This window comes from Halomonas sp. (assembly GCF_031581305.1).
Taxonomy (GTDB): domain Bacteria; phylum Pseudomonadota; class Gammaproteobacteria; order Pseudomonadales; family Halomonadaceae; genus Halomonas.
The window spans coordinates 8,653-21,411 of sequence record NZ_JAVLBC010000025.1 but is presented as its reverse complement, the minus strand read 5'-3'; the positions used below and the strand labels follow the sequence as shown (position 1 = coordinate 21,411).

The 12,759-nt window shown below is 67.6% G+C and carries 11 protein-coding genes; 6 read left to right on the top strand and 5 right to left on the bottom strand.

Features of this window, described 5'->3' with window-relative positions; all coding sequences use genetic code 11:
• Window positions 1-312: M20/M25/M40 family metallo-hydrolase (locus RI841_RS03955; RefSeq protein WP_310704279.1), on the bottom strand; the 312-nt coding region annotated here is incomplete at its 3' end.
• Between the two features lie 116 nt (window positions 313-428).
• Here RI841_RS03955 and RI841_RS03950 point away from each other — a divergent pair.
• From RI841_RS03950 to RI841_RS03930, 5 genes are all read left to right on the top strand, one after another.
• A complete protein-coding gene (locus RI841_RS03950) occupies window positions 429-1,166 on the top strand; it encodes a FadR/GntR family transcriptional regulator (protein WP_310704278.1) in 738 nt (245 codons plus the stop codon).
• Window positions 1,167-1,324: 158 nt separating this feature from the next.
• Window positions 1,325-2,275: a tripartite tricarboxylate transporter substrate binding protein gene (locus RI841_RS03945; protein ID WP_310704277.1), complete on the top strand. Its 951-nt coding sequence runs from the start codon at window positions 1,325-1,327 to the stop codon at window positions 2,273-2,275.
• 90 nt (window positions 2,276-2,365) lie between these two features.
• Window positions 2,366-3,904: a tripartite tricarboxylate transporter permease gene (locus tag RI841_RS03940; RefSeq protein WP_310704276.1), complete on the top strand. Its 1,539-nt coding sequence runs from the start codon at window positions 2,366-2,368 to the stop codon at window positions 3,902-3,904.
• The gene (locus RI841_RS03935) at window positions 3,901-4,356 is read left to right on the top strand and encodes a tripartite tricarboxylate transporter TctB family protein (protein WP_310704275.1); all 456 of its coding nucleotides are present in this window, start codon (window positions 3,901-3,903) and stop codon (window positions 4,354-4,356) included. Before RI841_RS03940 ends, RI841_RS03935 begins: the two co-directional genes overlap by 4 nt.
• Before the next feature lie 9 nt (window positions 4,357-4,365).
• On the top strand, window positions 4,366-5,535 hold the full coding sequence (locus RI841_RS03930) for a mandelate racemase/muconate lactonizing enzyme family protein (RefSeq protein ID WP_310704274.1): 1,170 nt from the start codon (window positions 4,366-4,368) through the stop codon (window positions 5,533-5,535).
• 7 nt (window positions 5,536-5,542) lie between these two features.
• Here the strand turns inward: RI841_RS03930 and RI841_RS03925 are convergent, their stop codons facing one another.
• Together RI841_RS03925 and RI841_RS03920 are read right to left on the bottom strand one after the other, a co-directional pair.
• On the bottom strand, window positions 5,543-6,121 hold the full coding sequence (locus RI841_RS03925) for an antibiotic biosynthesis monooxygenase (RefSeq protein WP_310704273.1): 579 nt from the start codon (window positions 6,119-6,121) through the stop codon (window positions 5,543-5,545).
• Window positions 6,122-6,265: 144 nt separating this feature from the next.
• Window positions 6,266-6,544, bottom strand: a complete 279-nt coding sequence (locus RI841_RS03920; protein WP_310704272.1) for a hypothetical protein — start codon at window positions 6,542-6,544, stop codon at window positions 6,266-6,268.
• A 30-nt stretch (window positions 6,545-6,574) separates the two neighbouring features.
• On the opposite strand from RI841_RS03920, the gene RI841_RS03915 reads away from it, so the two are divergent.
• Window positions 6,575-7,963 (top strand): CHAD domain-containing protein, encoded by a 1,389-nt coding sequence (locus RI841_RS03915; protein ID WP_310704271.1) that lies wholly within the window; start codon window positions 6,575-6,577, stop codon window positions 7,961-7,963.
• Here the strand turns inward: RI841_RS03915 and RI841_RS03910 are convergent.
• Window positions 7,953-11,255: an AAA family ATPase gene (locus tag RI841_RS03910; RefSeq protein ID WP_310704270.1), complete on the bottom strand. Its 3,303-nt coding sequence runs from the start codon at window positions 11,253-11,255 to the stop codon at window positions 7,953-7,955. The two genes, RI841_RS03915 and RI841_RS03910, sit on opposite strands and share 11 nt — an antisense overlap.
• Entirely contained in the window at window positions 11,252-12,520 is a 1,269-nt protein-coding gene (locus RI841_RS03905; protein ID WP_310704269.1) for an exonuclease SbcCD subunit D C-terminal domain-containing protein, read from the bottom strand. Before RI841_RS03905 ends, RI841_RS03910 begins: the two co-directional genes overlap by 4 nt.
• Window positions 12,521-12,759: the final 239 nt, after the last annotated feature.

Genomic DNA, 12,759 nt, shown 5'->3' with positions numbered 1-12,759 from the left:
CTTCATGTCGCAGGTGCCGCGGCCATAGAGCCGGCCATCGCCCTTGTCGACCAGGGTGAAGGGGTCGGTGGACCAGGGCTGGCCATCCACCGGTACCACGTCGGTATGGCCGGAGAGCACCACGCCGCCGGCAACGGCGGGGCCGATGCGCGCCAGGAGATTGGCCTTGCGGCCGTCGTCGCTCTCCACCCGCCAATGCGCCACGCCATGGTTGTCTAGCCAGCCCTCGACCCATTCGATCAAGGCCAGGTTGGAATCCCGCGAGACGGTGGCGAAGCCTACCAGGCGGTCGAGTATCTCGGCGGCGGTCATGATCAGGCTCCCGGGTAGTCGTGTCGGCCAAGCCTAACACGCCTGATCGGGCGGCTGGACCGCTCCTCTCCGGGCGATGGGTGGCTTATGCTGTGGGAAAGCCGCAGGAGACGACCATGGATTCACGGGTGGAAAAACGCGCCTCCGACGACTCGCCAGACGGTGAGTCATGCCGCAAGGGAGAGAAGCTCAGCGATCGGGTCTATGGCGACATCATTGATCGCATCATCAACCGCGATTTTGTGGAGGGCGAGCGTCTGCCCTCGGAAGAGCAGCTGGCGAGCTGCTACGGCGTGTCCCGCCCGATCGTGCGTGAGGCCTTGGCCCGACTGCGGGACGATGGCCTGGTCCGCTCGCATCGCGGCTCCGGCAGCTTTGTCCAGCGTCGCCCCGATCGCGCCATGCTCGAGTTTGCCCCGCTGGAGAGCCTGGCGGACATCCAGCGCTGCTTCGAGTTCCGGATCGCCGTCGAGCCCGAGGCCGCGCGCCTGGCGGCGCTCAAGGCCACGCGCGAGGACCGCGCGGCGCTCACCCAGGCGCTATCGCTGCTCGAACAGCGCATCCGCAACAACGCCCTGGGGGTGGATGCCGACTTCGGCTTCCACCTCGCCATCGCCAAGGCCACCCACAACCGCTTCTTTTCCGACACCCTGCTCTCGCTCGAGGCAGCGATCACCTATGGCCAGAAACTGGCACGGGGGCTGGGCCTGAGGCGCCCGGAGCATCATGTCCCGGAGGTCCAGCAGGAGCATCGCGACATCCACGACAGCATCCTGGCCGGCGATGACGAACGGGCCGGCCGCTGCATGCAGCGCCATCTGCGCAATTCGCGGCGGCGGGTCTTCGAGGGGTGAGTAACTTGACAACTTTTACAACTCGGCTAGCTTCAGATCAGGGCTTCAGCGGCGAGGGTCGAGGCGTTGAGGCCCGGTAGCCGGGTGGGACAACACCGACAACGAGAGGACTCGGTTGCCACGAGACGATTACGACACAACAACGTCTGGAGCAAGCCATGAAGTTCACGTACAAGAAGCTCGCGCTGGCCATGACGGCCGTCGCCGCCGTGGGGCTGGCCGGGGCCGCCCATGCCGAGTATCCGGAAGAGGACATCACCTACATCATCCCCTTCGATCCGGGTGGAGAATCGGACGTCACGGCACGCTTCCAGGAGCCGGTCCTGGAAGAGGAACTGGGCGTCTCGGTGAATGTCACCCATCGGCCTGGCGGCGGTGGGGCCGTGGCCTGGAGCGAATTCCAGAACAGCGCCGAGCCGGATGGCTACGAGATCATCGGCGTCAACATCCCGCATATCATCGGCCAGCCGATCCAGCGCAGCAACGCGGGTTACGAGACCGACGACTGGCGGATCGTCACCTTCTTCCACTCCACGCCCAATGCCCTGATCGTGCACAACGACAGTCCCTACGACACCCTCGAGGACCTCATCGAGGATGCCAGGGAGAACCCCGAGGCGATCACCCTGGGTGGCAGCGGTACCTACAGTGCCAACCACCTGGACATGCTGCGCTTCGAGAAGGAAGCCGACATCGATCTGACCTACATTCCCTTCTCCGGCACCGGACCGCTCAAGGGGGCGCTGGAGGGTGGCCATGTCGGCGGCATCTTCAACTACACCATGCTCGGCACCGAGATGGCCGACAGCGTCAAGGTGCTGGCCGTGGCCTCCGAGGAGCGCGTCAAGGCTCTGCCCGAGGCGCCCACCTTCAAGGAACAGGGCTATGACATCGTCGGCGGTGCCTATCGCGGCGTGGCGGTTCCCGAGGGGACCCCGGACGAGGTGGTCGAGACCCTCGAGGCGGCTTTCGCCGAGGCCAACCGTCAGATCGCCGAGAAGCAGGAGCCGCTGGGCTTCGTGATGGAATCCATCACCGGTGACGAGATCGACGAAGTGATCGGCATGCTTCGCGATGCCTATGGCCCGATCCTCGAGGATGCCGAGTAACCCTTCCTCCTGCCGCGGGGGCCGCTAGGCCCCCCCTTTCTTTCCTGACACTGCGGGGCCATGCGCGCATGGCCTCAGGTGGGGTGATGCATGGATATGCTCCTCGAGGCCCTGGCCTCCCTGTTGACCTTCGAGAGCGTCCTCACCGTCCTGGTGGGCGTTTCGGCGGGCCTCTTCATCGGTTCGATGCCGGGGCTCACGGCCACCATGGCGCTGGCGGTACTCCTGCCCTTCACCTTCTCGATGGAAGCCCTGCAGGGCTTGATGGCCCTGGGCGGGGTCTACATGGGTTCCATCTATGGCGGTGCCTTCACGGCCATCCTGATCAACACGCCCGGCACGCCCTCATCGATCGCCACCACCTTCGACGGCTATCCCATGGCTCGACAGGGCCGGGCTTATGAAGCCATCGCCGCCGCGACCATTGCCTCGGTCGCCGGGGGGATCATTGGCGTCATCTTTCTGCTGGTCCTGGCGCCCCCGCTGGCGCGATGGGCCGTGGCCTTCGGGCCATCGGAGATGTTCTGGGTAGCGATGCTGGGGCTGACCCTGGTCGCGAGCCTCTCCAGCGACTCCTTGCTCAAGGGGCTACTGGGCGGCTGCATCGGGATCATGCTCAGCACCATCGGCGTCTCGCCCGTGGGGGGCGAGACCCGCTTCATCTTCGACTATCCGCCGCTGCAGGGGGGCATTGAACTGATCGTGGCACTGATCGGCCTGTTCGTGATCCCTGAACTGCTGACCATGGCCGCCGAGGGCCGGGGGGCGCTCCCTGGACAGACGGAGCTGCGCAAGAAAGAAGTCTCCATCATCAGTATCGCCCGCCATATCTTCATCAAGCCGGTCAACCTGATCCGCTCCTGTTTGATCGGCCAGATCATCGCCATCATCCCCGGTGCGGGCGGTAACGTCACCAGCCTGGTGGCCTACAACGAGGCGCGGCGCTTCTCCAGTGACCCCAAGAGTTTCGGCAAGGGCAACGTCGATGGCGTGGTGGCCTCGGAGTCGAGCAACAACGTGATGGTGGCGGGCAGCATGGTGCCGCTGCTGACCCTGGGCATCCCGGGGGCGCCGCCGGATGCCATCATCCTCGGCGTGCTGTTGATGCACGGCCTGCGCCCGGGGCTCGACCTGTTCACCGAGTCCGGGGTGCTGACCAACGGTTTCATCCTCTCCATGGGGATGGCGGCCCTGCTACTGCTGCCGGTCGGGCTGCTCGGCGGACGGCTGATCCACCGCGTGGTGATTCGAACGCCCTATTATTTCCTGGTGCCGAGCATCGCCATGGTGACCATCCTGGGGACCTTTGCCCTGCGTAATAGCCTGCTGGATGTCGGCATCATGCTGATCCTGGGCACCGCCGGCTACTTCCTGCGTTTGATCGGCATCCAGCCCGCGCCCATCGTCCTTGGTCTGATCCTCGGCGGGATCGCCGAGGAGGGCTATGTGCAGACTCTGATGGCGGCGGTCGTCGATCCCATCCCCTGGTTGAGGTTGCTGCACAACCCACTCTCCATGGTGCTCGCTGGCATGGTGGTACTGGGGGCCGCGACCACGCTGGTGCCCATGTGGCTGGCGCGCAAGGGGCTGCTGGACAGGGTCGACGAGGATGACGGGAGGTCGCCATGATCCTGCGCCTCAACACCGATATCGCCGCGGGCACCGTCGGTCTGGTGTTCGCCGCCGTGCTCTGGCTGCCACGTGAGGAGATGGGGCGGCTGAGCATCATCTTCCCGCGGGCCATCCTGGTGCTCCTGTGCCTGATTGCGGTCGCTCTGATCGTCAAGGGCGTCATTCGTCCCAGTGGTCGTCAGGTCGAGATCACCGGCAGCCCCAGGCGGCTGTTCACCGTGATCGCCGGGTTCTTCCTCTGGTGGGGGCTGGTCGAGGTGCTGGGGTTCCTGGTGACTACGCTGGTCGCCTTCTTTTCCCTCACCTGGTACCTGGCCCGGGTCGAGACGCGGGTGACCTGGCAACGCCTGTTGAAGTGGACGCCGGTGATCCTGGGGCTGGTCATCGTCTTCTACCTGACCTTCAAGGAAGTACTCAACGTGCGCCTGCCGACGGGCTTGCTGTTCTAGGAGTCATTCATGAGAATCACCGATATTCGCGAGGCCCGCGTGTCGATCGCCTCCGACATCGCCAACGCCTACATCTCGTTCGCCACCATGGACGTTTCCATCCTGGCCATCTACACCGATGCGTGGGTGGAGGGTCGTCAGGTGGTCGGCTATGGCTTCAATTCCAACGGTCGCTATGCCCAGAGCGGGCTGCTGCGCGAGCGCTTCCTGCCGCGCCTGCGCGACGCCGAGCCGGTCGCGCTGCTCGATGACAGCGGCCACAACCTGGATCCCTTCAAGGTGTGGTCGGTATTGATGGCCAACGAGAAGCCCGGGGGCCATGGTGAGCGCAGCGTGGCGGTGGGCATTATCGACATGGCGATCTGGGACATCGTCGCCAAGGTCGAGAACGTGCCCCTGGCCCAGTTGCTGGCCGAGCGCCACGGTGACGGCCGGCCCGACGAGCGTGTCGCCGTCTATGCGGCGGGCGGCTACTACTATCCGGGCAAGCAGGTCCAGGGTCTGCAGGACGAGATGCGCGACTACCTCGACCTGGGCTACACCTGCACCAAGATGAAGATCGGCGCGGTGCTGCTGGCCGAGGATCTCGAGCGGGTCGAGGCCGCCATCGACATCGTGGGAGACGCGGGGCGTCTGGCGGTGGATGCCAACGGCCGCTTCGACCTGCGCACCGCGCTGGCCTTCTCCGATGGCCTGGCCCCCTATGGCGTGCGCTGGTACGAGGAGGCCGGCGATCCCCTGGACTACGCCCTCCAGCAGCAGCTGAGCGAGCACTATGCGCCGCCTACCGCCACCGGCGAGAACCTCTTCTCCCACCAGGATGTGCGTAACCTGCTGCGCTACGGCGGCATGCGCCCCGATCGCGACGTCCTGCAAATGGACCCAGTGCTTGGCTATGGCCTGGTGGAGTACTTGCGGATGCTCGAGGTGCTGCGCGCCCACGGCTGGTCATCGCGGCAGTGCATTCCCCATGGCGGCCACCAGTTCGCCCTCAATATCGCCGCCGGCCTCAAGCTGGGGGGCAACGAGTCCTACCCGCGGGTCTTCGCCCCCTTCGGCGGCTTTGCCGACTCCACCCCCATCCAAGCGGGGGAGGTGGCCCTGCCGCAGGTCCCGGGGATCGGCTTCGAGGACAAGCACGAGCTGATGAAGGTGTTCGAGGCACATCTGGGCCGCTGAGGTCGCCTCATGCGCCGCGCTGGTGCAGGCGGTGGCCCAGGCGCTCCATGAAGGACACCTCGCCGCGCAGCCAGGAGCCCAGCAGGCGCATGGAGAGCGGGATGAACAGGAACACCATCAGGGGCGTCAGCGCCAGGGTACTGATGAGCACCTTCGGCACCAGCGGCAGGGCCACAAGCCACCCACCGAAGAGCGCCTGGAACAGGAGCGATACCGGGAAGAAGGCCAGCCAGATGGCGATGGCCTGCTTCCAGCGGGGCGGTGTCTGGCCGGTGGCGTCCTGGAACCAGCCGTCGAGGCCGGTGGCACGGTGCTCGTGGGGTGCCTCGAAAAGCCCCTCACCGCGGGCCAGCCAGGCCCGGCGCGAGGCTGAATGTTCCCAGTTGGCCAGGGTCTGGGCGTCCCGGAAGCGGAAGATGATCTGGTATTCGTCGTCGCTCGGCGGTGGGGCCAGCACGCCGGAGCCGAGGTAGCCGGTGAAGTCGCTGGCCAGCTCGCGGCCCTCCTCCAGCCACGCGGTGAAGTCGCGATAGCGGCCGCGGGCCACGCGGCGCGCCACCATCAGCGTCACGGGGTCAGGGGACATCGTGTATCTCCTTGTGCATCGCGCCCGGGTAGGGCGCCGTGTTCACCCGGGCCGGGTAGGCCCTCGTGAATCCTTTGCAAGGAGTATACCAGATATCAGCCACTCGATAGTTAAATTTACCTCTTCTTGAGATGTTTTCAGTTTTTAACGCTGCATTTGGCGTGAACCATCGCCGGCTTCACGGGCATGGGTCGTCAGGTGACGCTGTGCGATCTCACGCAGAGTAGCGAAATCGAGCTCACGCTCGTCCTCGCAGGCGACATTGGCGGTGCCGACGAAGTAGGCGTTACCCGCCTTCAGGCCACCGGTGGAGCGGGCTTCCGACGCCGACCAGTGAGCGCCAATGTCGCGCAGCATTGTCTGGAAGAAGGTAAAGCGTTGGCGGTGCCGAATGAGCGGTAATGCGGCGTATTGGCCTATCATGGCTGCAAGGATCCCGACCGGGAGAGGCTTATGCGGCAACTTTTCTTGATGCGCCACGCCAAGGCGAAACGGGGAGACAGGGAGATGGCCGATCACGACCGGCCACTACGCAAGCGAGGCAGGCGTCAGGCGGCCGCCATGGCACCGGTCCTGCAGCGCTGGAAGGCCCTGGAGGGCGAGATTCACGTCAGTGGTGCGGCGCGCGCGCGAGAAACGCTGGAGGCGATCGCCGAGCAGCTGACCGAGCACTCCCTGAGCGAGCGAGTTCATGTCGACGAGGGGCTCTACACCGTTGACGGCGAAGCACTGCTTGCCTGGTTGCAGGGGCTGCCCGAAGCCACCGAGAGGGTGCTGATGATCGGCCACCACCCGGCCTTGCTGGATGTTGCCCGTTGGCTCTGCCCCGACGCCCCCGGCGAGCTCCCCACCGGCAGCGTGCTGCACCTTTCCATCCCCGATATACCCTGGCAGTCGCTGGAACACCATGCCGCCGAGAGCGTAAACAGCCTGATACCGGAGCTGGCCAGTCATGCGCTCTTCAAGCGCAAGGCCCCTGAGATACCGTCCTTGCACAAGGCCGGCCTGGCCAAGCGCATTCGCGGCCTGCTGGAGCACCAGTATCTGATGGTCAGGGCCCTGGAGCCGGGGGTAGCGGCCGGTATCGACCCCGAATTCCTGCACCAGTATCGCGTCAATCTGCGCCGCAGTCGTGCGATCGGCGAGTCCGTGCGGTCTGCCATCAAGGTGCCCGGCTTGAAGAAGCGCTTGAAGCACCTCAAGCGCCACGCCCAGGCCACCAGTGACCTGCGTGACCTGGATGTCTTTCTGGAAAGCCTGAGCGAGGCTCCGCCGCCGCTGATAGCTCGCTCTCGTCAGGTCCTCGAGCGCTGGCTGCTGACCCGTCGAGACGAGGAACATGCTGCGCTGTGCCAACAGCTGAGCGACCCCGACTATGCCGAGGAGATGCAGGACTGGCGAGATTTCACCGGCTCCCGGCACGTCGAGAAAGCACTGACCGCCCTCTCTGCCAAGCGTATTGCAACGGTGCTGACCGAGCGGATCGATCGCCACGACCAGATGCTGGCAACGCTGACCGCCGAGAGCGATGACGAGACGCTCCACGATCTGCGCAAGGCAGTGAAACGTATCCGCTACCTGGCAGAGCTGGACCCGAAGCGCCACCGCGATTTCCTGTCGGGGCTGAAGCATCGCCAGGATTTGCTGGGTGACTTTCAGGACCTGTGCTCTCGTCAAGCCTGGATCGCGGCCTTTGCCGCTAGCTTTCGCAACGCCCCCAGGCGCAAGCGCGAATGCGACGCCTGGCGTGCTGTCCTGGAGGAGCAGAAGCAGGGCCTACGGGAAGAGGTGATGGCACTGGCACCGCTTGCAGACGTTTACCGGGAATCGCTCAAGCGCTGACCAACGTCGCTCGGCTGGTGCCGTTACCCAGCGGCTCCACCTGGATCTGCACCGGGATGCGCTCGTGCATCTCCTGCACGTGGGAAATCACCCCCACCCGGCGCCCCATCGCCTGAAGACCATCCAGCGCTTCCATGGCCAGTGCCAGGGATTGGGGGTCGAGGCTGCCGAAGCCCTCATCGATGAACAACGACTCGATGGTGAGTTCTCCCGAGGTCATGGAGGCCAGCCCCAGGGCGAGCGCCAGCGAGACCAGGAAGGTCTCGCCGCCGGAGAGGGAGTGGACCGAGCGACGTTCGTCACCCATGTCGTGGTCCTCCACCAACAGGCCCAGGGGACTGCCGCCGCGGACCAGCCGGTAGCGGCGGCTTAGGCCGGCCAGGTGGGCGTTGGCGTGCTCGAGGAGCTGATCCAGGTTGTAGGCCTGGGCGATGCGCCGGAACATCTTGCCGTCGGCGGAGCCGATGAGGTCGCTGATCTGGCCCCAGCGGCGGTATTCGGCCTGGGCAGCGTCCAGCGCGGCCTGGGCGGTCTTGCGACGCTCGCGCCGGCGTTCGTCATCGCTCAGGGCGAAGGCAGCGCTGTCGCGGGCCCGCTGGGCCTCGTCCAGGTGAGGCGCCAGCTCGGCCTGGGCCTCGCTCAGGGCCTCGCGGCGGCGATGAATCTCGTCGGCCACGGTGTCACTCAGCAGCGCCTCGTCGCTGTCGGCCTCGATCAGGCCCTGGTCGCGGCGGTGGCGCAACAGGGCGTCTCGCCGTTCGGCCAGGGTCGCGGCGGCGCGTTGCAGGGCCTGGTCGGCCGCCTCGAGCCGCTTTTCCTCCTCGCGGGCCTCGTCGTCGCGCTGGGCCAGTAGGCGGGCGAGGGTGGCATCGTCCAGCTCGGGATAGGCCTGGCGCCAATCTGCAAGCTCGCGGGCCAGGGTCTCCTGCTCCTTGCGCAACTTGTCGAGTTGCCTGGCCTCGTGCTCCGCTTGCTGGGCGAGGCGTTGGTACTCACGCTGGGCATCATGCAGCCGCGCCTGGGCGCCGTCTCGCGCCTGGCGGGCATGTTCCTGACGTGCATCGAGCTGCTGCTGCCAGGCGTCCGGTGAGGCGTGTTCGCCGAGCCGGTTGGCGAGACCTCGGGCGAGCGCATCGCGCTGCTCACGCAGGGGCGGCAGCTGCTCGTCCAGCTCGTCCAGCTGCCTATCGACCCCTGACTTCTCGGCCTCCAGACGTGCCAGCGCCACCCGGCCCTCCTGGAGCGACTGTTCCAGCGGGGCCAGTTCGCTCTCGGCCCGGGCCAGTTCATCCAGACGCTGCCGCGCCTGCCGGCGGTGGGTGTCGCTTTGCTCGCGCTGCGTCTGTAGCCAGTCGTTGCGTTCGGACTCGCTGACGGTGGCGAGCTCCTTCTGCAGGGGGTGGGCCTCCAGGGCATGGCGGGCCGCGTCGCGCTGCCGTTCGGCGGTTTCCCGATCTTCCCGGTGCCGGGTGAGCGCCGCCTCCACGGCGCGGTACTCGCCCAGCAGCTCATCGCGCTGCTGCTGGGCCGTGTCGCGGGCCTGGCGGGCCTCGTCGAGCTGGCGCGCTTCCTCCGCTTCCTGGGCAGCGAGCTGGGCGGCCTCCGGGGTGGCGGGGGGGTGCTCGCGCCAGGGATGATCGAGTGCTCCGCACACCGGGCAGGGCTCCCCTTCCTGCAGGGCCTCGCGCAGCCGTTCCACGCTCTCGCTGCGCACGGCACGGCTGCGCTGGATCAGTTCGGACACCGTGTCGAGGTGGGTCTGGGCCCGTTCCAGGCGCTGGCGGGCGCGCTTGCCCTCGGCCAGCAGCCTGTCCCGGCGGGCCTGGTCGTCGATGACCTGCCTGGCCAGCCGCTCGAGGCCCTGTTCCGAGTGGCCGAGCTCCTGCCAGCGGCTGGCCAGTTCGCCCAGGGCCAGGTGGCGCTGGGCCGCCTGATCGTGTTCCTGCTGGGCGGCCTGGCGGGCGTCATCGAGGCGAGGGTGAGCGCCCACCAACCGCTTCAGGGTCGCCTGCCAGTCGTCGCGCTGCCGCTGTCGGGCCTGCTGGTTCGCCGCGGCCTGGTGCTGCTCGCGGGCAAGGGTATCGGCCTTTGCCTGCTGGCGGGTGCGGGCCGCCTCCAGGTCGGCGAGCTGCTTCTCCCGGGTGGCGAGGCGCTGGGCCTCGTCGCGGGCCTCGCGCAGTTCGGGCTCGGCCCGGCGGCGGGCATCAGAGGCCTCGCTCAGGGCCTGCTCGGCCTGCGCCCGGGCGGTCTCCGCCGCCTGCTGTTCGGTGCCGGCGGCCTCACGCGCCTTGAGGGTCTTGGCATGGCTCGCTGCCAGGGCGGCGATCTCGTCGGGCAGTTCGGCCAGGCGCAGCAAGGCGTGGCGCCGCGGGGCGATCAGCCGACGCCAGGCGCGGTCGGCCCGCCAGTCAGCGAGCGCTTGCCACGCCTCCTGGGCCGTTCGCTGCTGTGCCAGGCCCTGACGATAGGCCTCGTGCAGGCGGGTATCGTCATCGTGCCAGCGGCGTTGCGCCTTGAGTGTCTCCGACTGCGTCTGCAGGTCAGTGAGTGCTTGCCGGGTGGCCCTGGCGGCGCGCTCCAGCTCGGCGCGACCGTCGGGCTCGGCGGGCCGATCGTCGGCGAGCCTCATTTCCAGGGTGTCCACGGCCTTCTTTGCCTCGTTGGCGCGGCGGTAGGCGGCCATGGAGATCGCCGAGTACTCGGCGGTACCGGTGAGGCGCTCGAGCAGGTCGCTGCGCTCGTTGTCGTCGGCCTGGAGGAAGGCGGCGAACTCGCTCTGGGCCAGCAGCACGGCGCGGGTGAACTGGTCGAAGGTGAGCCCCAGGCGTTCCGGTAGCAGGCGGTCGAACTCGCGCTTCTGGGTGGTGAGCAGGCGGTCGTCCTCGAGGTCGCGCAGCGACTGTTCGGCCTTCTGCAGCTTGCCTCCGACCTTCTCCCTGGCGCGGCGCACCGCCCAGCGGGCGCGGTAGCGACGCCCATCGCGGCCCAGGAAGTCTACTTCCGCATAGCCGGCGGCGGTGCCGCGGCGCAGCAGAGTGCGCGGGTCGCTGGTGGTCAGGGTGGAATCCGGGGTGTCGTCGATCTGGCTGTCGCGGGCCGGCGCCTGGCGCAGCCGCGGCGTGCCGCCATAGAGTGCCAGGCAGAGGGCGTCGAGCAGGGTGCTCTTGCCGGCCCCGGTGGGACCGGTGATGGCAAAGAGGCCAGCATCGCGCAGGGGGGCCGCGGTAAAGTCGAGCGAAAGCGGCCCCGGTAGCGAGGCCAGGTTCTCCAGGCGCAGGGCGAGGATCCTCATGGGCGACCCTCCCCGGCGGCGTCGGCGTCGAGTACGTCCTGGCGCAGCCGGTCGAAGTCGGCGAGCACGTCGTCACCCGGTGGCTGGCCCCAGCGCGCTTCCCAGGTGAGCTCGAAAAGCTTGCGCGGGCCGAGGGTTTCCAGATCGACGCGGGCCGAGGGGGTATCATCTTCTACCTTCGGCAGGCGACGCTCGAGGCGCAGCAGGCGCAGCGCCTTGCCCTCTAGGGCCGTCTCTACCCGGGCGCGCAGGTCGGGAATCGGGGCGTCGAGCTCGACGCGTACCTCCAGCCAGGGCCACTGCTCGCGGTGCAGCGCCCCGTCGTCCTCCAGGGCCTCGAGCTCGGCCAGCACCTCATCGAGGGGAGCGGGACCGATGCGATGCATGGCCACTGGGCGTGGCACGGGGATCGTCTCGGTTGTGGCCAGCGTCTCGCCGTCGAGGGTCACCTCCACCACCTGGTGGGGGTAGGCCACCTCGCTGAAGTCCAGTGGCAGGGGGCTGCCGCTGTAGCGGATGCGTGCCTCGCCGATCTGCTGGGCGCGGTGCAGATGGCCCAGCGCCACATAGGCGATCTCCGGCGAGAAGAGGGCGGCGGAGATCGATTCCTCGCCGCCGATCACGATGGGCCGCTCGCTGGCCTCGGAGACCGCCGCGCCGTGGAGGTGGGCGTGGCTCATGGCCACCAGCGCCTGGCCGGGCTCGCGCCTCTCGCGGGCGGCCTCGAACAATTGCGTGTGCACCCGGCTGATGCCGCTGACGTAGTTGTTGGGCACTTCCTCGTCCGTCGCCTCGCTTGCCAGCGACGCGCCGGTCACCTCGGCGGGGCGCAGGAAGGGCAGCGCCAGGCACCAGGCGCGAGTCTCGCCGTCCTCGTCGGTCAGCGGCACCAGCAGGTGCTCGGCGTCCAGGGTGCCGTCGTCCAACCAGCGAACCCGACCCAGGGCGTGGGTGCGCAGCCGGCGCATCAGCGGGGCGGGCAGCTCGATGCGGTTCCCGCTGTCGTGGTTGCCGGCGATCAGCACGATCTCGAGCTTGGGCAGCCGCTCGTGGGCACTGACGATGAAATCATAGAGCAGCGCCTGCGCCTGCAGCGAGGGATTGACTACGTCGAAGATGTCGCCGGCCACCAGCAGGGCGTCGGCGCGGCGTTCCACCAGGATGTCGAGCAGCCAGGCGAGGAAGGCGCGGTGTTCGGCGTGGCGCTCCTGGCCATGGAAGCTCTGGCCCAGGTGCCAGTCGGCGGTATGGATCAGTCTCAGCATCGGCTCCCCGGTGTTCCATCACGCGGCAAAAGCCGTAGTCTAACCCGAGCGAGGCCGACGAATCAGGGAGCCAAGATGTCGATTACCCCCTTGCACGACTGGAACCTCACCCCGAGCGAGGCCATCGCCCTGCAGAAGCGCCTGGCCTCCCGCGTGGAACGGGCCGACCGTGTGGACCCAGTGCGCCATCTCGCCGGCGTGGACATCGGCTTCGAGCAGGGCGGCGAGATCACCCGGGC

Coding starts and splice junctions, on each gene's coding strand:
- RI841_RS03950 (WP_310704278.1), top strand. CDS start 429: ATGGATTCACGGGTGGAAAAACGCGCCTCCGACGACTCGCCAGACGGT.
- RI841_RS03945 (WP_310704277.1), top strand. CDS start 1,325: ATGAAGTTCACGTACAAGAAGCTCGCGCTGGCCATGACGGCCGTCGCC.
- RI841_RS03940 (WP_310704276.1), top strand. CDS start 2,366: ATGGATATGCTCCTCGAGGCCCTGGCCTCCCTGTTGACCTTCGAGAGC.
- RI841_RS03935 (WP_310704275.1), top strand. CDS start 3,901: ATGATCCTGCGCCTCAACACCGATATCGCCGCGGGCACCGTCGGTCTG.
- RI841_RS03930 (WP_310704274.1), top strand. CDS start 4,366: ATGAGAATCACCGATATTCGCGAGGCCCGCGTGTCGATCGCCTCCGAC.
- RI841_RS03925 (WP_310704273.1), bottom strand. CDS start 6,121: ATGTCCCCTGACCCCGTGACGCTGATGGTGGCGCGCCGCGTGGCCCGC.
- RI841_RS03920 (WP_310704272.1), bottom strand. CDS start 6,544: ATGATAGGCCAATACGCCGCATTACCGCTCATTCGGCACCGCCAACGC.
- RI841_RS03915 (WP_310704271.1), top strand. CDS start 6,575: ATGCGGCAACTTTTCTTGATGCGCCACGCCAAGGCGAAACGGGGAGAC.
- RI841_RS03910 (WP_310704270.1), bottom strand. CDS start 11,255: ATGAGGATCCTCGCCCTGCGCCTGGAGAACCTGGCCTCGCTACCGGGG.
- RI841_RS03905 (WP_310704269.1), bottom strand. CDS start 12,520: ATGCTGAGACTGATCCATACCGCCGACTGGCACCTGGGCCAGAGCTTC.